Below are 19,800 nucleotides of genomic sequence, written 5' to 3'. Positions count from 1 at the left end.
GCGGTCCTGCCCCTTCCGTCAGCTCTCGGTCAGTAGACCGGCTTCTCCGGCTCGATCTGGTTGACCCAGCCGATCACTCCGCCGCCCACGTGGACGGCGTCCGCGAAGCCCGCGGACTTCAGCACGGCCAGGACCTCCGCCGAGCGGACGCCCGTCTTGCAATGCAGGACGATCCTCTTGTCCTGTGGCAGGTCCTGAAGGGCGCCGCCCATCAGGAACTCGTTCTTCGGGATCAGCCGGGCGCCGGGGATCGAGACGATCTCGTACTCGTTCGGCTCGCGGACATCGATGATGTCGATGCTCTCGCCGCCGTCGATCCACTCCTTGAGCTGCTTGGGAGTGATCGTGGAGCCGAGGGCGGCCTCCTGGGCCTCCTCCGACACCACGCCGCAGAACGCCTCGTAGTCGATCAGCTCGGTGACGGTCGGGTTCGGGCCGCAGACCGCGCAGTTCGGGTCCTTGCGGACCTTGACCTGCCGGTAGGTCATCTCCAGGGCGTCGTAGATCATCAGGCGGCCGACCAGCGGCTCACCGGTGCCGGTCAGCACCTTGATGGCCTCGGTCACCTGGATCGACCCGATGGAGGCGCACAGCACGCCGAGCACGCCGCCCTCGGCGCAGGACGGCACCATGCCCGGCGGCGGGGGCTCCGGGTACAGGCAGCGGTAGCAGGGGCCGTGCTCGCTCCAGAAGACCGACGCCTGGCCGTCGAAGCGGTAGATCGAACCCCAGACGTACGGCTTGTTCAGCAGCACGCACGCGTCGTTGACCAGATAGCGGGTGGCGAAGTTGTCCGTGCCGTCCACGATCAGGTCGTACTGGGAGAAGATCTCCATCACGTTGTCCGCCTCGAGGCGGCCCTCGTGCAGCACGACGTTCACGTACGGGTTGATGCCGAGGACGGTGTCCTTGGCGGACTCCGCCTTGGACCGGCCGATGTCCGCCTGGCTGTGGATGATCTGGCGCTGCAGGTTCGACTCGTCGACCTCGTCGAACTCCACGATGCCCAGGGTGCCGACACCGGCCGCGGCGAGGTACATCAGGGCGGGCGAGCCGAGGCCGCCGGCGCCCACACAGAGCACCTTGGCGTTCTTCAGCCGCTTCTGTCCGTCCATCGCGACATCCGGGATGATCAGATGGCGCGAGTACCTGCGGACCTCGTCGACGGTGAGCTCGGCAGCCGGCTCGACCAGGGGTGGCAGCGACACGGGGACTCCGTAAGAGGTGGGAGCGTGGGTTGTTCCTTCCGTAACACTGCCACGGCCCTTCTCATTCCGAGACACCAGGTCCGATCCGCGAGACGATTTCGTCCCAGTAGCCGGGCAGCGCCTCCCAGGGGTCCGCGGCGCCGGCGTCCTGGCCGGGCGCGGCGGTGCGGTCGGTGAAGTAGATCGTGCCCGCGCCCTGCCAGCGGGCGATGCGCAGCGCCTCGTCCAGATGGGGGCGGGGCACGCCGTGCACCAGATGGCAGAAGCGCTCCGGCGGGTGGCCGGCGGTCCACTCCGCCGCCTGGGACCAGCGGTAGTCGGCCCAGGTGCCGCGGAAGGTCACCAGTTGGTCGGCCAGTTCCCCATAGCCCGGGTCCGGGTGCGTGCCGTGCCCGAACACCAGGTACGCGCCGCTCCGCAGCGCGCGCAGGGCGGTGGCCACCCGGCGGACCTCGGGAAGGTCGGGGCGGTACGTGGGGCAGTGGTCGAGGTAGAAGCCCTCGACTCCGTACCAGTCGAGATAGCGGTGGGCGTCGGCGAGGAGTTCGCCCAGGAGCCGGGTGCAGGCCCGGAGGTCCAGGTGGCCCAGGACGCGGCCGCCCGCCTCGCGCAGCCGTGCGGTGGCGGCGAGGCAGTACGGGTCGGGCCGGGCGCCGGGCCCGCGTGCGACGTTCAGCACGGCCCAGTGGAGGGGGAGGTCGGCGCGGGTCAGCTCGGCCCACTCGGTGGGGGCCACCAGGGGGTGGGCGTATCCGGGGACGCCGAAGCCCAGGCGGGCGGCGGTCGGCGCGGCGTCGGCGCGGGGCCCGGCGGAGATCAGATGCGACATGCCGCCTCCATCCAGATGTCGGCGAGCGATTCCTCCAGGGCGATCCGCGGCCGCCAGCCGAGCCGGTCGCGGGCGGTGCGGACGTCGGCCTGCTGCCAGGCGCCGCAGCCGTCGGGGTACGGGGACACGGCCGGGGCCGCGCCGCCGGACTGCTCGGCGTGCGCGGTGGCGGCGATGGCGGAGGTGGTGGCGGTGGCGGTGGTCCCCACGGCCTGCGCGAGGGGCTGCCGGGCGGCCGGGACGTCGACTTCATTAAGAGAGCCGCCGAACCCGGCGACCCGGGCGAGGACGGCGGCGGCGTCGCGCAGCCGCACGGCGCGTCCGCTGCCGATGTTGACCACGCCCTGCGCGGCGGAGAGCGAGGCGGCGTGCACCGCCCGCGCCACGTCCCGTACGTCCACGAAGTCGCGCTGGACGCCGAGCCCGCTGAGCTTGAGCTCGCCGTCGCCGGACTGCATGGCGCGGCGCATGGCGTCGGCGAGCCGGCCGAGCGGGGAGCCGGCCGGGGTGCCGGGCCCGACCGGCGAGAACACGCGCAGCACGATGGCGTCCAGGCCGGAGCCGAGGACCAGCTCGGTGGCGGCCAGCTTGCTCACCCCGTACGGGCCTCCGGGTCGCGGCACGGCGTCCTCCGCCGTGGAGGAGCCGGGCTGCGAGGGCCCGTACTCGGAGGCGCAGCCGATCTGCACCAGTCGGGCCGCGCAGCCGCTGCGGCGCATCGCCTCGCAGACCGTGGCGACGGCGACGGTGTTGTGCCGGGTCAGCTCGCGGGCGCCGCCGCGCGTCGCGCCGGCGCAGTTGATGACGACGCCGGGGTGGACGGCGTCCAGGAAGCGGGTGAGCGCGCCGGGGCTGCCGGTGGACAGGTCGAACCGGACGTCGGCGTCATCGCCCCGACCGAGGGCGGTGAGCTGGACCGACGGGTCGGCGAGCAGGTGTTCGGCGACGTAACGGCCGAGGTATCCGCCGGATCCGAGAAGCAGAACCCTCATCGGTCACGCTCCCACAGCTGGGCGGGCGCCGGCGGCGTTCCGGAAGGACGGCACGTTCCGGAAGGACGGCCGGAGGGGGCCGGAGGGATGGACGGTCATCTTCGTTGCTCCTCGTGAGTTCGCGGAGGGGTGGGTGGGTGTCGGCGGGGCGGGTGGTCGGCCGGGGCCTGGCGGGCGGATCGGTCAGTCGGTTCGGACGGTCGGAGGTACGGGGTCCGGGGGTGCGGGGGGCACCGGGGGGGGCGCCGGGGGCCCGCGTACGGCGCGTTACGACGGCGCCTCGGGGGCGGGGCGGATGGGCGGCGGCGCCGTCCAGAGCCGGCCGGGCCGGCCCGGAGCCCGGTGGCCGGGGGCGCGGGGCGCGGGGGCGGCGGAAGGCGCGGCGCCGTTGGGCGGGCCGCCGTACGAGGGGATGTCGTACGGCGCGGCGCCGGGGGCCAGGACGTGGTACGGCGCGGCACCGGGGGCGGGGTCGTCGTACGCTGCGGCATTGCGGGCGGGGACGTCATACGGCGCGGCATTGCGGGTGGAGACGCCGTACGCCGCGGCATCGGGCGCAGTGCCCCGGGGCGGAGCGCTGTAGGACGAGGCCCGGCCCAGGACGACGAGCGCGTGCCCCAGCAGGCCCAGGGCGGCGAGCGCGCAGGCGACCGCGGGGACGGCGGCCGGACCGTACGCGGTGACCGCGCACTCCACCGGGTCCCGGAGCGCCCCGCAACCGGGCAGTCGGGCGGCGAACACGGTGCACAGGGACGCCACCTCGACGGCACAGGCGGCGGCGGGGCCGATGACGGCGGCGGTGGCACGGCCGTGGGCCGCGAGCAACCGGGCCAGGAACAGCAGTCCGCTCAGGGCGACCGCGGCGGCCATCGGCGCGGCGCCGTAGGCCGGGCCGGGGAAGGCCAGCCGGGCGGCGGCGAACAGCGGTGGCAGCGCGCAGAGGAAGAGCCCGGCGGTCCCGGCGAGCAGCGGCCGCACGCGGCCCGCGAACTCCTCCAGAGTGTGGGCCGTGACGAGCCTGCGCCGTACGCGGACGGCGAACCAGCGCGCGCACCACAGGGCGGGAAGGACGGCCAGGGCCAGCCCGACGGCGGTCGGCGCGGCGTCGGAGGCGGGCGCGGGCACGGCGGGGGGCCACCGCGTGCCGGGCCCGCCGTGCAGCGCCTCCGCGAGGAGCGGTCCGCCGAAGAGGGCGTAGGCGACGAGCCAGGCGGTGCACAGCAGGCCGGTGACGCGGACAGGGCCATGGCCGCGCAGGGGGCCGCGTCGCAGGCAGAGCGCGAGGGCGACGGCCACCAGCGCGGCGCCGCCCCCGCCGATGCCCCATCGCGCGGCGTGCGCGGTCTGCGCGTCGGTGCTGTGGACGGCGGCGACCGTGGCCGCGCAGAGTGCGCCGGGCGTGAGACAGAGCGCGAGGGCTCCCGCCCGCGCCCCGATGCGCGCGGGCGCACGAGGGGCCGGGGGCGCCGGCTCGGGCGCGGGCGTGAGGCGCCCTCGGGCGGCGTACTCCTCGGCGCGCGGCACGCGGGCGTACAGCTCCTCGGCGAGGGAGAACACGTCCCGGTGCCGGAAACGGGCGGCGGTGCGGTCGGTCACGCCGTGCGCCTCCAGCCCGGCGGCGATCTCCAGCGGATCGACGGCCCGTGCGCACAGCTCCCCATGCCGCTGCATGAGCACGCGCACGGGGTCGGCGGCCTTGGTCCGCAGCGACCGCGCACGCCCCCCGTCAGGCCCTTCGCCGGGGCGTCCTTCGCGGTGGCCTCCTGCGCCGGGACGACCCCCGCCGTTGGCTCCCTGGCCGGTGCGACCTTCGCTGGGGCGTCCCCCACTGGAGCACCCATCGCCGTCGTGCCCCGCGCCGGGGCCTCCCATAGGTGCGGTGGCAGGGGCGGGGTCCCGGCCGTCGTTCTCCGCCGATGAGGAGGACAAGGCCGGACCCTGGCCGGCGGCGGCTAACGACGCGGAACCCGACACCGCAGTCGGGTCGCAGGCCCGGAAGTCGGACGCCGACGGGCCGTACAGGGCCCCTTCCCGTAATGAGGAGGCCCCCGCGTCGCCGCCCGCCTCGGCGCGCGCGTGCGCATGGCCCGGGCCGGCCAGCACGCGCTCCTCGTCGGCCGCAGCCCCCTGCCGGGTCCGGGCATGCGCCGTCCACTGCGTTCGGCCGTCGTCCGGCCGCCGAACGTGGCCGGACGACGGGGTCTCTGCGGGCGTGGCCGCGCCGTGCCGCGCAGACTCCGCACGGGCGGGCGCAGACGCCGAGTCGGCGGGTGCTGCCTCGTCGTGCGGCTGACGGGCCCACGCCGGTCTCCGAGCCTTGCGGGCGGCGCCCGCGCGGTCCCTGTGCGGCTGGTCCTCCGTCGGTCGGGCCGCCCGCTCCCGGTCCCGCTCGGGTCGTGCCGCCAGCGGTACGTCGGGCGTGCCCGCAAGCTCGCGTCCGACGGCCTTGAGCGTGTCCCACGTCTGCCTCCCCGGCCCGGTCCCGGCACCGCCCCCCGCGTCAGACGCGGGAGGAGCGGGGGGCGCAGAACGGTACGGCGGGTTCGACGGATTCGGGGGGCCGACGGATTCGGGGGGTTCGGCGGGCTCGCGGGGGGCGGGGGCCGGTGGGAGTACGGAGTCGTCATGTGCGCTCCTCAGGGCGCCCGGAGCCGAGCGCCGCGCGGGTGCGGGTGCGGGCCGGCGGCCGTGCCAGGCGGTCGGCGGCCGCGGCCCAGCTCGGGGTGTGGTGGTCCGTATGGGTCTGGTCGGCCGGGGTGCGCCCCGGGAGGCGCCGGCTCGGGGTGGCCGCCGTCCAGCGGCCGGGCACATGCGCCTCCGCCGGCCGGGCGAACGGCAGCGGCGCGCCGTCCGCGCCGACCTCCTCGCGCCGCACCGGGCAGTGCGACATCAGCTCCAGATAGATGTCACCGAAGGCGGCGATGTTCTGCTCGACGGTGAAGAGTTCGAGTGCGCGGGCGCGAGCGGCGGCGCCCAGGCGTGCGCGGCGCCCGGGGTCGCGCAACAGCGCGAGGCACGCGTCCGCGAGCGCCCGAGGATTGCGCGGGGGGACGACGAGCCCCGTACCGCCGATGACCTCGCACACCGCCCCGACGTCCGTCGACACCGTGGCCCGCCCGCAGAACATGGCCTCGACGAGCCCGACCGGGAATCCCTCGACCACGCTGGACGACAGCACCACACCGGCCGTCGCGTAGACCTCCGGCAGGTCCGGCGCCTCGGGCGCCCCGAGTTCCTCGAAGGACACCGGGTTCTCCCCCGGGGTGACGGCGTCCGCGGCCTCGTCGGGGAAGAGCTGGGCCGCCAGCGCGCGGCACTGGGCGGCGTAGTCGCGCGCCTCCCGGGCGGCCGCGGGGCCCGCGAACCCCGTCCGGGTGTGCACGATGCGCAGCCGGGCCGCCGGCTCGGTGCGCCGGACGTGCGCGAAGGCGTGGAGCAGTCCGATGAGGTCCTTGCCCGGCTCGATCCGGCCCGTCCACAGCAGCGTCCGCCCGCCGTCGGCCGCATCCGTCCCGCCCTCCGCGGCGGCGGCGCTCTCCCCGTCCTCCCCCACCTCGGTGAAGCGGCTCGCGTCCATGCCGGGGTAGACGGTGCGCAAGCGGTCGCGGTCGGCGCCGCAGCGCTCCTGCCAGCGTCGGGTGTGTGTGTTGCCGGGGGTGATGAGGGCGGCCTGGGCGTAGACCTCGGCGGCCAGTTGCCGGTGGAAGGAGGCCATGAGCGCGCGCACCGGCGTGGAAAGGGGCGCGGCGGCGTACGTGAGGTAGTGCTCCCGTAGCCGTGCGCCGTACTCGGTGACCAGCAGTGGGGTACCGAAGAAGCGTTTGGCCAGCAGGCCCGGCAGGGCGGCGGGGCCGCCCGAGGTCGCGTGGCACAGGTCGACGGCAGCCAGGCCGCCCCCGTACGCATCCCCGTACGCGCTGCCGTACGAGCCCCCGCACGCGCCGCGTTGCACACCCCCGCACGCCCCACCGCACGGGCCCCCGTACACGTGTCCGCAGCCGCCCGCATAGCCGTAGCCGCCCGCAGTGGCGCATCCGCCGCCGCCACCCTCGCCGCCGTGCCCCACTCCGTACCAGTCGAGCGAGAGCGGGCGCAGCAGGCGCTCCAGCCGTTCCGCGACGGCCAGCAGGTCGGCGACCCGCGCCTGGTACGCGCCGCGCAGTGCGCCGGGCGTGTGGCAGGCGCGCTCCAGGGCGCGCACGGCGTGTTCGGAGCGCAGGGCCGCGGGGAGTCCGCCGTGCTCGCGGGCGAGGGCGGCCAGTCCGTAGAGGCCGCTGGCGAAACGGTCCGCCTGATCCCCGCGGCCACCGGTTCCGGCAATTCCGGCGGGTCCGGCGGGTCCGGCCGGTGCGCTGATCCCCGACGCCAGGTCCCCGAAGTGCTCGGCGAACCGCGCCCGTTCACGGCGGCCGTACGTGGCGGAGGCGGCGGCCCGCGTGCGTCGGGTACGCCCGGCGCACCCAGCGCACCCGCTCGCCCGCGGTCTCGGCGGCTCCCCCCACAGCGCGGCCGTACGCACGCTCCGCACCTGCGGCGGCAGCCCGGCCCAGCCGCGGGCCTCTTCGGCGTGCTGGCGCGCGCTCCGGCTCAGGGCGTAGATCTCGAACTCGTGCTGGGCGAGCCCGTGGACGAGCCGGTCGCACCAGAGCCTGGCCTGACCGGACGCATACGGATACCCACCCTCGGTGAGCAGTCCCACGCGCACCTGTGCACCCCCGATCCTCCCTGTCGGCGGCCACCTCACGGCAGCAGCGGAAGCACGTTATGCGCGTACGACGGTGGCGCGACGGACGGTTGTCCGTCGCGCCACCAAAAGGGGTGAACACCCGTGACTTTCCCGGCGCATGGGCGTTAGTTTGGTCAGCCCGTGTGTCGTCAGTGCGTCGACGCCATCACGTCCTCCGCTACGGCCGCCGTCCGCCCAGCGCCGGGACGGCCGCCAGCAGCCCCTGCGTGTAGGGGTGTTGCGGGTCGTCGTAGACCTGGTCGGCGGGCCCCTCCTCGACGATCCTGCCCGCCTTCATGACGGCCACCCGGTCGCTGACCTGACGGACCACCGCGAGGTCGTGCGCGATGAACACCAGCGCCAGTCCGAGTTCGCGTTGCAACTCGCCGAGCAGCGCGACCACGTGCGCCTGGGTGGTGACGTCCAGTGCGGACACCGGTTCGTCGCAGACGATCAGCCGGGGCTCGGGCGCGAGCGCCCGCGCGATGCCGACGCGCTGCCTCTGCCCGCCGCTGAACTCGTGCGGATAGCGGTGGTACCAGTCGGGGTCGAGCCCGACCCGCTCCAGCAGTTCCCGTACGCGCGCGACGATCCGGGCGTCGTCCAGCCTCCCGGCGGCACGCAGCGGGTCGGCGATGGACTCGCCGATGCCGCGGCGCGGGTTGAGCGAGGAGACCGGGTCCTGGAACACCATCTGCAGCTCGCTGCGGAAGGGGCGCAGGGCGCGCTCGGGCAGCGCACCGATGTCCCGCCCCTGGTAGCGCAGTTCGCCCGCGCTGGGCTCCAGGAGGCGGACGAGCATCCGGCCGAGGGTGGTCTTGCCGCTGCCGGACTCCCCGACGACGCCGAGCGTCTCGCCGCGCCGGATGGTCAGCGAGACGTCGTCGACGGCGGTGAAGGCGGAGGCGCGCCTGCCGAAGACCCGCCGCAGGCCCGTGGCCTGGAGCAGGACGTCACCGGACGAGCCATCGCCGGACCGGCCGCCACCGGACGGGCCATCGCCGGACGGGCCGTCACCGCAACGACCATCGCCGGACGGGCCATCACCGGGCAGGGCATCGCCGGACCGGCCATACCCGGACGGCACACCGCCCGCCGGCGCCTCCCCGAGCGGCACGTCATCAAGCGGCACGTCATCGGCCGTGGCCGCTCCCGCCCCGACCACCGCCCCCGCCGTGCGGCGCGACGCGTCCACGCGCGGGATCGCCGCCAGCAGATCACGCGTGTACGTTTCGGCGGGGCTGTCCAGCACCGTCCGTACCGGACCGCGTTCGACCGCGCGCCCGTTCCGCATCACCAGCAGCTCGTCCACGTTCGCCGACGCCACCGCCAGGTCGTGCGTGACCAGGATCAGCCCCATGCCCGTCTCGGCGCGCAGCTCCCGCAGCAGGCCGAGGATCTGCGCCTGGACCGTCACGTCCAGCGCCGTCGTCGGCTCGTCCGCCACCAGGAGGCGCGGCCGCAGTGCCAGCGCCATGGCGATGAGCGCCCGTTGCCGCATGCCGCCGCTGAACTCGTGCGGCCGGGACCGGGCGCGGCGCGCCGCGTCCGCGATGCCGACGCGGTCGAGCACCTCGACGGCCCGCGCCCGTGCCGCGCGCCGCGAGGCGCCCCGGTGGTGCACGCGGTAGACCTCGGCGATCTGGTCGCCGATCGCCATATAGGGGTCGAGCGAGGACAGTGGGTCCTGGAAGACCATCGCCGCCACGCCGCCGCGCAGCCGCCGCAGGGCGGCGTCGTCGGCGGTGAGGACGTCCTGCCCCGCCACCCGCACGGTCCCGGTGACCCGGGCCCCCGTGCCCCGGTGCAGGTCCAGCAGCCCGTAGGCGGCGGTGCTCTTGCCGGAGCCGGACTCGCCGACGAGGCCGAGGGCCTGTCCGGCGGCCAGGTCGAAGGAGAGGCCGTCGACGGCCGTCACGTCCGCGCCCTGGGCGGCCGGGAAGGTGACGGACAGGTCCCGCACCTCCACGAGCGGGGTGCTGACCGGCCCCTTCGGCGAACCGCTCGGCGGGGCACCGAGCGGCCCCGCCTTCGGGCCACCGGACGGACTCTCCTTCGCGCCACCCGCGGGCCCCACCTGCGCACCGCGCAGCGGGCCGGTCGCCAGATCGCTCATGTCAGGGCCACCCTTCGGTCGGTGACGGCGTACAGGATGTCCGCGACGATGTTGGCCAGCACCACGGCGGCGCCGGTGACCAGCACCACGCCGACGATCACCGGCAGGTCGATGACCCGTACGGACTGGACCAGCAGCTGGCCGAGGCCCGGCAGCCCGAAGAGCGTCTCGGTCAGGACCGCGTTGCCGAACATGGTCCCGAGGTCGATCGCGGTGAGGGCGATGACCGGCGGAAGGGCGCCGCGCAGCGCGTGCCGTCCGACGAGCGCCCGCTCCCCGACTCCGTACGCCCTGAACGTGCGGATGTGGTCCTCCGCGAGCGTTTCCAGCACGGAACTGCGCGTCATGCGCGCATATTTGGCCGACTCGATGAGCGCCAGCGCGGTCCATGGCAGCAGCATGTTCCACGCCCACTGCTCGGGGTCCTCGGCCAGCGGTACGTACGTCGGGAACGGCAGCCACTGCAACTGCGCGCAGAACACCATGAGCAGCAGCAGCCCGATGATGAACACGGGGGTGGCGGTCCCGGCGAGGGTGACCGCGGTCAGCACCCGTTCGGTGACGCCGCCGCGCCGCAGGGCCGCCAGCAGCCCGGTGCCGACGCCGAGCAGCAGCCACAGCGCCATGGCGCCGAACGCCAGCGAGGCGGTGACCGGCACCCGCTGCGTGATCAGCTCGGTGACCTGCTGGTCGTTGCGGTACGACAGGCCGAAGCAGGGCGCGTCGCAGTGCAGGACACCGGTGCCGGTGGAGTAGTCGTGCCCGGCGACCAGGCCCTGCAGGAAGTGCCAGTACTGGACGTGAACGGGGTCGTCGAGGGCGAGTTGCTCCCGCACCTGGGCGATCTGCTGCGGGTTGCAGCGCTGGCCGCAGGCGAGCCGGGCCGGGTCGCCGGGGGCGAGGTAGAAGAACGCGTAGACGACGACCGTCAGCACGAGCAGGACGAGGAACGCACCGCCCACCCGCCGCAGGATGTAGCCCGTCACTTCCGGGCCCCCTTCCGGACACGGACACGGACACGGGTGCCGGTGCGGGTGCGGGCACGGAGACAGGTCTGGAGACGGGTACGCGTGCGCGTACGGGCCCGGCCCACGCCCAGCCGCGACGCCTCCCGCGGGTCAAGCGCCGCCCGCAGCCCGTCCCCGAGCACCGTGAAGGCCAGCACCGAGACGAAGAGCATCGACGCCGGCAGCAGGACGTACATGGGGTCCGCGCGGAACCACGTCGTGGCCGAGGACAGCATCTGCCCCCAGGACGGCGTGGGCGGCTTGACGCCGACGCCCAGGAAGGACATGGCCGCCTCGAAGGTCATGTTGATCGGCACCCGCAGGGCCGCGTACGTGATGACGGGCGCGGCCAGCGACGGCAGCAGCTCGCGCCGCGCGATCCGCCACGGCCCGGAGCCGCCCAGCCGCGCCGCCGCGACGAAGTCGAGCTTCTTCAGGGCCAGCGTCTGGGCCCGTACGACGCGCGAGATGCCGACCCAGTCCAGCAGTCCGATGACGACGATGAGCAGCAGCGGCCGTGGGAAGTCGGTCGGTACGACGGCGGTCAGCGCGATCGCGAAGACCAGCATGGGCAGCGACACCATCACGTCGCCGACCCGGCTGAGCAGCGTGTCCGCGAAGCGGCCGCCGAGCCCGGCGGCCAGCCCGAGGCCGACCCCGAGCAGCACCTGCACGGCGGTCGCGCCGATGGCGACGAGCAGCGAGACGCGCGCCCCGTACAGCAGCCGGACGAACAGGTCCCGGCCGGTGCCCGGCTCGACCCCCAGCCAGTGGTCGCCGCCGACCCCGCCGAACGAGCCGAGCGGCACGCCGCCGCGCGCCGAGTCGACGAGATCGTCGTGGTACGTGTTCGGGTCCTGCCCCACGAGGTCGGCCAGCAGCGGGGCCGCGAGCGCGAGCAGCGTGAGCAGCGCCAGCACGGCCGCGGCCACGACGGCGGACGGCCGCGCGCGCAGCCGCCGCCACACCTGGCGGGCGCCGGAGGCGGGCGCGGCGACTCCCGCGGCCGCCCCCGCCTCGGCACCCTTGATCGCCTCTACCGTCACTTGACCGCGACCTGCGAGATGTCGAGCACACCGGTCCAGTCGCTGATCACGACGTTCTTGACGTCCTTGCCGAAGACCCGCTTGTAGACCGGGTGGAACAGCGGCACCGTCAGCGCCTGTTCGCCGATCTTCTTGTCGAGCGCGCCCCACCGCTTGGCGGCGGCGTCCAGGTCGGTCAGCTTGTTGATCGCGTCGATCTCGTCGTTGACCGACTTCTCGTCCAGCTGCGCGCTGTTGAAGTTGTAGCCGTCCTTGACGATCTGCCGTCCGTCGAAGATCGGCGCGAGGAACGGCCCGCCGGACGGCCAGTCCGCGCCCCAGTGGGCGAGGAAGAGCCCCGGCTCGTCCTTCACGCTGTGGACCTTCTCCTTGTAGTCGTTGTCCTCCAGGCCCTGGAGCCTGACCGTGATCCCGGCCTTCTTCAGACCGTCCTGGATGGCGCTGGCGATCTCGGGGCTGGTCTCGAAGTCCTTGGCGGTGGAGTGCGTGAGCGTGATCGTGAGCCCGTCGTCGTAACCGGCCTGCTTCAGCAGCTCCTTCGCCTTCTCCGGGTTGCCCGTCCTCCCCGCCGGGAAGTGGTCGTACGGCGTGTGGCCGAAGGACTTCTGGTTCGGCAGGTAGGTGGTCGCGGGCTCGGCCAGCGAGGAGCCGCCCGCGGCGTTGACGACGCTGGTGCGGTTGACGGCGTAGGCGATGGCCTGGCGCACCTTGGGGTTGTCGAAGGGCTTCACCTTCGGGTTGAACGCCAGGTAGTTGGTGTAGCCGAAGTGGCCGGTGCCGACCCGCCCGGCGAGCTCCTTGTCGCTGCCGACCTGGGCGAGCTCGGCCGGGCCGAGGTTGGTGTCGGTGGTGACGGCGGCGGCGTCGGCGCCGGAGCCGGTGGACAGCCGCTGGTTGATGACCGCCGAGTCGAGGCCCGACTTCACGTCGATCCGGTCCGGGTAGGCGTGCCGCTCCTTGTCGGTCTTCTCCGACCAGTGCGGATTGCGCTCCAGTACCAGGCGCTCGCCGTCGCCGGTGTTCTGCACGACCTTGTACGGGCCGGAGGAGACCGGGTGCTCCTCGTACTTGGTGCCCTTGTCCTTCGCCTTCGGCACCGGCGCGAACTGGGTCTGCGTCGCCAGATAGGGGAACTCGCCCTCGGGCTTCTTCAGATGAAAGACGATGGTCCGGTCGTCCGGCGTCTCGATCGAGTCCAGGCCCTTGCCGCCCTTGTACGGGCCCTCGTAGTCCTCGCCGCCGACGAGCCAGTCGCGCAGGTACGGCGCGCCGCCGGAGAGCTCGGCGGCGAAGGAGCGCTCGATGCCGTACTTGATGTCGGCGCTGGTGATCTTGGTGCCGTCCTCGTACGTCAGCCCTTCTTTCAGCGTGTACGTCCATACGGTGGCGTTCTTGCTGGGCTTGCCCAGGTCGGTGGCCAGGTCGGGGACGACCTTCGCGCCCGCCTCGCCGTTCTCGCGGTTGCGGGTGGTCAGCGTGCGGAAGACGAGCGAGGGGACGTTTCCGCCACCGGAGGTGTACAGCCGGGCCGGGTCGAAGTCCTCCTGCGGCTGGGAGTTGAGGACGGTCAGCGTGCCGCCCTTCTGCGGCTTGCCGCCCGCGCCGCCGCTCTTGGCGTCGCCGCTGTTGCCCTCGGGGCCGCAGGCCGCGGCACCCGCGACCAGCACGACACCGACGGCGGCCGCGGCGACACGGCGTGAGATAAGGGGCAGTTGACGCATGACGGAATGCCTTTCACAGCGGGAAGGGCCCGCGGAAGGCGGCGGGAAGCAGACGCGAGCGCAGTCTGAGACGACAGCCGCCCCGGCGGACGGGCAAAGAGGAACGCGCGGCGAGAAGAGCGCGGGAGTACGCGGGGAGAAGGGCGGGTCTCAGCGACAGTGGACGTCGGCGACCGCGTGTCCGGCCACGCCGATCAGCGCCAGCTCGAAGGCGGCGATGTCGAAGGCGTGGCGGGACGGCATGCGCAGAAGACTGAACGAATTTTCGCCACCTGGCAAAGGTGTCTCATTCACCGAGACCCGCCGTCCCGCCATACGGGCGCGTGGCAGAAACGTGCAGGCCGGGTCCCCGCCCATGGGGTCAGGACTCGGGGTACGGCCAGGCGTTGGGGCGGCAGGTCGCGCCGTCCGTCTCCAGGAACTTCGTCTGCTGCATCATCACCGGGGCGAGCGCGCCCTGCTTGGAGCACCCCTCGTGGTTGTGCCCGAGCCGGTGGCCCACCTCGTGGTTGATGAGCATCTGGCGGTAGGCGTGCAGCTTGTCGTCACCGAAGGTCTGCGCGCCCTGCGCCCACCGGTAGGCGTTGATCATGACGCGCTTGGTCGCGGCGGAGTCGCACGAGACGTTGTCCTCCGTGGTGTCCAGACCGGACTTCAGGCACCACTTGGCCGTGGTCCCCGGGCTCGCCAGGCTGATCACGAAGCGGACGTCGCCGGAGGAGACGCGCTCGAAGCGGCGGGTGCCGCCGTGGCTCCAGCTCCGGTCGTCGTTGAGGGTCTTGTGCACCGCCTCGGCGAACAGCTCGCCGTCCAGCGGCAGCCCCTTCTCCACGTCGACGCGGTAGCGCACCACCTCGCCGCGGCCCGGCGCCTCGTCCCCGCCGCCTATCGTGGTGAACGCGCCGGACGCCTGGAGGCGCGCGTCCAGCGGGTACTTCGCCGCCATCTTCTGGGCGTACGTACGGAGCGCGGGCGGCGTACGGGTGGGGGTGGGGCGGCTCTGGTCGCGCGAGGCGCGGTCGCCCCGGTCCGCGGTACCGCCGGTGGGCTGGGACGAGGCGGAGTCGCTCTTCTTCGTGCCGCCGGTCACCTGCCCGGTCACCACGACCGCCAGCACGGTGGTCACGGCGGCCGCGGCGACGCCGGTGAGCTTGCGGCCACGGCCCGCCTTCGCCGGGCCCGCGGACCCGGCGCGCCGCACCCGGCGGCCCGTGCCGCCGCCCTTGGCACCGCCTGAGGGGCCTTCGGGGCCGCCGTTCTTCGCGCCGTCGGAGGCGGGCGCCGGCTCGGACGCGCTGCCCGCCGCGGGGGCCGCCTCCGGTGTGGCACCGGCCGCGCCGGAGCCGCGCACATCGCCGCGCGGAGCCGCGTCGCGGGTATCGCGGGCGTCGAGGGCGTCGAACGCCTCCACGTACTCCTTGCGCGGGCCGGGCACCCGTACCCCCGGCACGGCGGTCCGCGGGACCTCCGTGCGCGGCTCCGTCACCGTGCGAGCGGCCGCGGGTGTCCCCTGAGCCGCCTGAGCCGGCTGAGCTGCCGCGCCGGCCACGCCGCCGCCCAAGGCGCCCCAGCCGCCGCCCGGTTCGCGGTGCTCCGGGTGCCCGCTGCGGGCCTGCGGCACGTGGTGGCCGCCCGTGTCGTAGGGGTCCGTAGAGAACGCGCCGGTGTCCTGGACGGCCGGGTACGCGCCGGTGTCGCACCCCGTGCCGTACGGTCCGAGGCGCAGCTCACCGGTGTCGTAGACGGGCGCGAACTGCCCGGTGTCGTACCCCGTGCCATAGGGGCCATAAGGTCCGGCCGGGTACGCGCCGGTGTCGTAGGGGCCGACCGGGTACTCCCCCGTGTCGTACGGCCCTATCCGGTACTCACCCGTGTCGTACGGGCCGACCGGGTAGCGGCCGGGGTCGTACCCCTGCTCGTAGGACGCGGCCGACTGCGGACCGGCGGCGTACGGCTCGCTCCCGGCGGAGGACGGTCCGGCGGCGGGCTGTCCGGCGACAGGCTGTCCCTCGGCGGACCGTCCGGCGACAGACTGTCCATCGACGGGCCGCCCATCGGCAGGCCGTCCCGCCCCGGCCGCACCGGCCGGTTTCTCCCGGTCGGCTTTCCCGGCGGGACGCTCCCTGCTCCCCCGTGCGCTGTGTTTACCCACGAGCCGCACCGCTTCCGTCGTCTTCACCGAGGAGGTCCGTGAAGGCGCGGGCCACCTCGTCCGGGTACTCCATCATCGATACGTGTCCGGAGTCCACCAGACTCAGCAGCCGCGCGTCACGGAAGGTCCTGGCGGCCCGGAGCGCCATCCGGTGCGAGACGAGCTGGTCCCGCATGCCGTAGACGAGCAGCGTGGGGGCGAGCACCCGCTCCGCCTGGCGCCACAGCGAGTGCTGGCCGCTGAGGGTGTAGGAGTCGACGATGCCGCGCGCGGAACGGGCCATGGCGTCCCAGAAGTACGGCAGGTGGGCCCGCCGCTCCTGCTCCGCGACGGCCGCGGCGAACACCTCCGGCGCCACCCGCGACGGGTCGCCGTAGTTCAGCGCCAGCACCGCCCGGGTCCGCTGCTCGATGGACCAGCCGCTGGTCATGCGGACGAAGAGGCGGGCCGCGCCGGGCACCGCCAGCAGGCCCGTCGGCAGCGCCGAGCGCTGCGGCCGCAGCTCCGGCAGCGCGGGCGAGATCAGGGTGAGGGTGCGTACCAGGTCCGGGCGGAGCGCCGCCACCCGTACGGCGATCGAGCCGCCCATGGAGTTGCCGACCAGATGGACCGGGCCGCGATCGCCCGCGTCGAGGAAGCGGATCACGGTCCGCGCCTGGCCGGTGATCGAGTAGTCGCCGTCGTCCGGCGGCGGCGAGTCGCCGAAGCCGGGCAGGTCCAGGGCCTCGCTGTCCACCCGCCCGGCGAGCGCACCCATGAGCGCGGACCAGTTCAGCGAGGAGCCGCCGAGCCCGTGCACGCACAGCGCCGGGGGCAGCCCCTCACGGGCGGGCGGGCGGGACCGCACGGTCAGGCTGAGGCCCGGCAGGCTCTCCGTGCGCACCTTCTCGCCCGCGCCGACGTCGGCGGGCCGCACCGGCGGCACCATGGGGAGGATGCGGGCACCCGGCGACTCGGTCGAAGACATGCGGGCAATGTTACGAGACGATCACGCTCGCGATCGTGTGTTCGCCGTCACAGAACGCATAGCGCCCGGAAGCCCCGTCTCCTACGCTCGTACACATAGGGCGATTCCTTGGAAACCACCTGGAAAGGGCGGAGCCACATGACTGCCGACCCCAACGAGCCCGACTCCTTCGAGGGCGACGCGGACGCCGCCGAGCGCGACATGGAGGCGCCGGTGGCCGACGCCGCCGAACAGCACACCGAACTCTCCCCGCACCGCGACGACCCGATGACCGGCACCGACCTCGACTCCGCCACCGAAGCCGACCGCGCCGACCAGGCCCGCGTGGTCGAGCAGAATGAGGACGAGTACCGGTGACCTGCACCTTTTGTCGGCTTCCTACAGTGTCCGATCCGTGAAATCCTCCGCACGGACGCGCGCGTCACAGTTACCCAAAAGTACGATGGCGTCCGCGGCGAACACCGTGCACGGAATAATCCATGGGAGGCGGCGTGACAGCCATCGAGCAGACCGAGGTGCGTCCGCGAGGCACGCGCCTTCCGCGCCGAGCCCGACGCAACCAGCTCCTGGGCGCGGCCCAGGAGGTCTTCGTGGCCCAGGGCTACCACGCGGCGGCGATGGACGACATCGCCGAGCGCGCGGGCGTCAGCAAGCCCGTTCTCTACCAGCACTTCCCCGGCAAGCTGGACCTCTATCTGGCCCTGCTGGACCAGCACTGCGAGGCGCTGCTCCAGGCCGTGCGCACCGCGCTGGCGTCGACGACGGAGAACAAGCAGCGGGTCGCGGCGACCATGGACGCGTACTTCGCGTACGTGGAGGACGAGGGCGGCGCCTTCCGGCTCGTCTTCGAGTCCGACCTGACCAACGAGCCCGCGGTGCGCGAGCGCGTGGACCGGGTGTCGTTGCAGTGTGCCGAGGCGATCAGCGAGGTCATCGCGGAGGACACCGGCCTGTCCAAGGACGAGTCGATGCTGCTCGCGGTGGGCCTGGGCGGGGTGTCCCAGGTCGTGGCGCGCTACTGGCTCTCCAGCGAGAGCGCGGTCCCGCGCGACACGGCGGTCCAGCTGCTCACCTCGCTCGCCTGGCGCGGCATCGCCGGTTTCCCGCTGCACGGCAGCGAGACCCACTGACCGGCGGCGAGCCGCGCTGACCCGGCGGCGTGTTCGCTGCGGGCGTGTGCCCGCACGGCTCGGCGCCCGGCCGCGCCGGGCTAGTGTGTGCTGCGTACGGCGCGGCTGGCCGCGCACCTCAACTGACCGTCGGAGGGACAAAGCCGTGGAGGTCAAGATCGGCGTGCAGCACGCGCCCCGCGAGATCACCTTGGAGAGCGCGCAGTCTGCCGAGGAGGTCGAGCGCGCGGTGGCCGACGCGCTCACCGGCAAGGCGGAGCTGCTGAGCCTGGTGGACGACCGTGGCCGCAAGGTCCTGGTCCCGGCCGACCGGCTCGCGTACGTCGAGATCGGCGAGCCGACCGTCCGCAAGGTCGGCTTCAGCGCGCTGTAGGGCGCGTCGCACTGTCGCGGCACGGCGGCGGGGTCCCGTGGAGAACGGGGCCCCGCCGCCGTCGTGTCCCGGCCCTGCCGTAGGTCCGTGTCCTCCGTATGGCGGACCGTCCGGCATGTGCCCGCGCCGCGCGGAGGTGTCCGTGGTTGCCCGCGCCGGAGCGGGGGTAGGACGGCTGCGACCGGCGCGCGGGAGCCGGTCGGTCCGCTCAAACGGAGGGACGCACCATGATCGTGGTCTGGGAAGCGCTCGGCTCGGCACTGATCGGCTTCGCCCTCGCGTACACGGTGGCGCGCTGCTGGCCACAGCGGCGGCTCCCGGCCAGGTCCCTGGTGCTGTCCACCGGCCCGGTCGCCGCCCTGCTGGGCACGTTTCCGGCGCACGCCGTGCTGGGCTCCGGCCATGCCGCGGCCACGCTGCTGACCGCGCTCGTCTTCACGGTGGCGATGCTGTCCCTGCTGGTGCGGCCTCGCCGGCCCCGCCACGCGGCCACCGCGGTGCGCCGATCGGCCACCGCCTGACCGGGTCCGGTCACGGGCATGCGGCCGGGCGGGCGCGCTGTCGCGCCTGCCGGGCCGCGCGGGCCGGGCAGGCGCCGGGCGTCACGCCGCCAGGCCCAGCGCGGCCATCCGCTTGGTGTGCGCCTCGGTGATCCGCGAGAACATCCGGCCGACCTCGGCGAGGTCGAAGCCGGCCGCCACCCCGCCCACCAGCATGGTGGACAGCGCGTCGCGGTCGGCGACCACCCGCTGGGCCTGGGAGAGCGCCTCGCCCATCAGACGGCGCGCCCACAGGGCCAGCCGGCCGCCGACCCGCGGCTCGGACTCGATCGCGGCCCGCACCTTCTCCACGGCGAAGGTCGCGTGGCCGGTGTCGTCGAGCACCTGGAGGACGAGGGCGCGGGTGTCCGCGTCCAGCCGGACCGCCACCTCGCGGTAGAAGTCGCTGGCGATCGAGTCGCCGACGTACGCCTTGACCAGGCCCTCCAGCCAGTCGGACGGCGCGGTCTGGCGGTGGAACTCGTCCAGCGCCGCGGCGAAGGGCTGCATGGCCGTGGTCGGCTCCTCGCCGATCGCCGCCAGCCGGTTCCGCAGCTGCTCGAAGTGGTGGAACTCGGCCGACGCCATCTTCGCCAGCTCGGCCTTGTCGTCGAGCGTCGGCGCCAGCTTGGCGTCCTCCGCGAGCCGCTCGAAGGCGGCCAGCTCGCCGTAGGCAAGGGCGCCCAGGAGGTCCACCACGGCGGCCCGGTACTGCGGGTCCGCCGATGCCTGGGCCCAGTCCTGGGCGGCGATGCCGGTGGCCTCCTCCGCGGCGGGCTGCTCGGTGTCGGCGGGGGTCTTCTCTGGCGTCTCAGGCGTCTCCATGGAGCGCACAATAGTCCGCTCTCGGCCTCAAGGAAGTCCCTGGTCAGCGACTCCCCGATCAGCCGTGCGTTCGGTCACCCGGTCACACATGCGCGCATCCGGGGTACAGTGATATGGCGCCCGTCGAGTATCGGCGGGTTGTTCCACGAATGCGGATGCCCGGTCGGTG

General features: G+C 74.0%; 17 protein-coding genes. 4 read left to right on the top strand and 13 right to left on the bottom strand.

What is annotated here, in order from left to right:
• Positions 1-29 precede the first annotated feature (29 nt).
• The 12 genes from moeZ to Q3Y56_RS23375 all read right to left on the bottom strand — a co-directional run bounded on the left by moeZ (position 30) and on the right by Q3Y56_RS23375 (position 16,764).
• Entirely contained in the window at positions 30-1,208 is a 1,179-nt protein-coding gene (moeZ, locus tag Q3Y56_RS23425; RefSeq protein ID WP_304463812.1) for an adenylyltransferase/sulfurtransferase MoeZ, read from the bottom strand.
• A gap of 61 nt (positions 1,209-1,269) precedes the next feature.
• The gene (locus Q3Y56_RS23420) at positions 1,270-2,037 is read right to left on the bottom strand and encodes a spherulation-specific family 4 protein (RefSeq protein ID WP_304463811.1); all 768 of its coding nucleotides are present in this window, start codon (positions 2,035-2,037) and stop codon (positions 1,270-1,272) included.
• Positions 2,025-3,029, bottom strand: a complete 1,005-nt coding sequence (locus tag Q3Y56_RS23415) for an NAD-dependent epimerase/dehydratase (protein ID WP_304463810.1) — start codon at positions 3,027-3,029, stop codon at positions 2,025-2,027. The genes Q3Y56_RS23420 and Q3Y56_RS23415 overlap by 13 nt, the downstream gene beginning before the upstream one ends.
• A gap of 267 nt (positions 3,030-3,296) precedes the next feature.
• The gene (locus tag Q3Y56_RS23410; protein ID WP_304463809.1) at positions 3,297-4,712 is read right to left on the bottom strand and encodes a hypothetical protein; all 1,416 of its coding nucleotides are present in this window, start codon (positions 4,710-4,712) and stop codon (positions 3,297-3,299) included.
• A gap of 940 nt (positions 4,713-5,652) precedes the next feature.
• Entirely contained in the window at positions 5,653-7,734 is a 2,082-nt protein-coding gene (locus Q3Y56_RS23405) for a DUF3492 domain-containing protein (RefSeq protein WP_304463808.1), read from the bottom strand.
• A gap of 199 nt (positions 7,735-7,933) precedes the next feature.
• Positions 7,934-9,871 carry an ABC transporter ATP-binding protein gene (locus Q3Y56_RS23400; protein WP_304463807.1) on the bottom strand — a complete coding sequence of 646 codons (1,938 nt, stop codon included), beginning with the start codon at positions 9,869-9,871 and terminating at the stop codon, positions 7,934-7,936.
• Entirely contained in the window at positions 9,868-10,857 is a 990-nt protein-coding gene (locus Q3Y56_RS23395; RefSeq protein WP_304463806.1) for an ABC transporter permease, read from the bottom strand. The genes Q3Y56_RS23400 and Q3Y56_RS23395 overlap by 4 nt, the downstream gene beginning before the upstream one ends.
• Complete coding sequence (locus tag Q3Y56_RS23390; protein ID WP_304465756.1) at positions 10,854-11,909, bottom strand: ABC transporter permease; 1,056 nt, start codon at positions 11,907-11,909, stop codon at positions 10,854-10,856. Before Q3Y56_RS23390 ends, Q3Y56_RS23395 begins: the two co-directional genes overlap by 4 nt.
• 11 nt (positions 11,910-11,920) lie before the next feature.
• Positions 11,921-13,645, bottom strand: a complete 1,725-nt coding sequence (locus Q3Y56_RS23385; RefSeq protein ID WP_304463805.1) for an ABC transporter substrate-binding protein — start codon at positions 13,643-13,645, stop codon at positions 11,921-11,923.
• Between the two features lie 150 nt (positions 13,646-13,795).
• Entirely contained in the window at positions 13,796-13,888 is a 93-nt protein-coding gene (locus Q3Y56_RS33575; RefSeq protein ID WP_369696787.1) for an Ms4533A family Cys-rich leader peptide, read from the bottom strand.
• 118 nt (positions 13,889-14,006) lie between these two features.
• Entirely contained in the window at positions 14,007-15,266 is a 1,260-nt protein-coding gene (locus Q3Y56_RS23380) for a DUF3152 domain-containing protein (protein WP_304465755.1), read from the bottom strand.
• A 523-nt stretch (positions 15,267-15,789) separates the two neighbouring features.
• Positions 15,790-16,764: an alpha/beta fold hydrolase gene (locus Q3Y56_RS23375; protein ID WP_304463804.1), complete on the bottom strand. Its 975-nt coding sequence runs from the start codon at positions 16,762-16,764 to the stop codon at positions 15,790-15,792.
• Positions 16,765-16,902: 138 nt separating this feature from the next.
• Here Q3Y56_RS23375 and Q3Y56_RS23370 point away from each other — a divergent pair, with 138 nt between their 5' ends.
• The 4 genes from Q3Y56_RS23370 to Q3Y56_RS23355 all read left to right on the top strand — a co-directional run bounded on the left by Q3Y56_RS23370 (position 16,903) and on the right by Q3Y56_RS23355 (position 18,788).
• Positions 16,903-17,121 carry a hypothetical protein gene (locus Q3Y56_RS23370; protein ID WP_304463803.1) on the top strand — a complete coding sequence of 73 codons (219 nt, stop codon included), beginning with the start codon at positions 16,903-16,905 and terminating at the stop codon, positions 17,119-17,121.
• 134 nt (positions 17,122-17,255) lie between these two features.
• Positions 17,256-17,894 (top strand): TetR/AcrR family transcriptional regulator, encoded by a 639-nt coding sequence (locus Q3Y56_RS23365; protein ID WP_304463802.1) that lies wholly within the window; start codon positions 17,256-17,258, stop codon positions 17,892-17,894.
• A 145-nt stretch (positions 17,895-18,039) separates the two neighbouring features.
• On the top strand, positions 18,040-18,267 hold the full coding sequence (locus Q3Y56_RS23360) for a DUF3107 domain-containing protein (protein ID WP_304463801.1): 228 nt from the start codon (positions 18,040-18,042) through the stop codon (positions 18,265-18,267).
• 227 nt (positions 18,268-18,494) lie between these two features.
• Positions 18,495-18,788, top strand: a complete 294-nt coding sequence (locus Q3Y56_RS23355) for a hypothetical protein (RefSeq protein ID WP_369696786.1) — start codon at positions 18,495-18,497, stop codon at positions 18,786-18,788.
• Positions 18,789-18,869: 81 nt separating this feature from the next.
• Here the strand turns inward: Q3Y56_RS23355 and Q3Y56_RS23350 are convergent, their stop codons facing one another.
• Positions 18,870-19,631 carry a ferritin-like fold-containing protein gene (locus Q3Y56_RS23350; RefSeq protein WP_304463800.1) on the bottom strand — a complete coding sequence of 254 codons (762 nt, stop codon included), beginning with the start codon at positions 19,629-19,631 and terminating at the stop codon, positions 18,870-18,872.
• Positions 19,632-19,800 lie beyond the last annotated feature (169 nt).

The sequence above is a fragment of the Streptomyces sp. XD-27 genome, assembly GCF_030553055.1.
Taxonomy (GTDB): domain Bacteria; phylum Actinomycetota; class Actinomycetes; order Streptomycetales; family Streptomycetaceae; genus Streptomyces.
The sequence above is the reverse complement of the archived record's forward strand: the minus strand, read 5'-3'. Positions and strand labels throughout refer to the sequence as shown.

What these genes read in the sequence shown, in the direction of transcription:
- Q3Y56_RS23420 (WP_304463811.1), bottom strand. Translation starts at nt 2,037, where the DNA reads ATGTCGCATCTGATCTCCGCCGGGCCCCGCGCCGACGCCGCGCCGACC.
- Q3Y56_RS23415 (WP_304463810.1), bottom strand. Translation starts at nt 3,029, where the DNA reads ATGAGGGTTCTGCTTCTCGGATCCGGCGGATACCTCGGCCGTTACGTC.
- Q3Y56_RS23400 (WP_304463807.1), bottom strand. Translation starts at nt 9,871, where the DNA reads ATGAGCGATCTGGCGACCGGCCCGCTGCGCGGTGCGCAGGTGGGGCCC.
- Q3Y56_RS23385 (WP_304463805.1), bottom strand. Translation starts at nt 13,645, where the DNA reads ATGCGTCAACTGCCCCTTATCTCACGCCGTGTCGCCGCGGCCGCCGTC.
- Q3Y56_RS33575 (WP_369696787.1), bottom strand. Translation starts at nt 13,888, where the DNA reads ATGCCGTCCCGCCACGCCTTCGACATCGCCGCCTTCGAGCTGGCGCTG.
- Q3Y56_RS23375 (WP_304463804.1), bottom strand. Translation starts at nt 16,764, where the DNA reads ATGTCTTCGACCGAGTCGCCGGGTGCCCGCATCCTCCCCATGGTGCCG.
- Q3Y56_RS23370 (WP_304463803.1), top strand. Translation starts at nt 16,903, where the DNA reads ATGACTGCCGACCCCAACGAGCCCGACTCCTTCGAGGGCGACGCGGAC.
- Q3Y56_RS23355 (WP_369696786.1), top strand. Translation starts at nt 18,495, where the DNA reads ATGATCGTGGTCTGGGAAGCGCTCGGCTCGGCACTGATCGGCTTCGCC.
- Q3Y56_RS23350 (WP_304463800.1), bottom strand. Translation starts at nt 19,631, where the DNA reads ATGGAGACGCCTGAGACGCCAGAGAAGACCCCCGCCGACACCGAGCAG.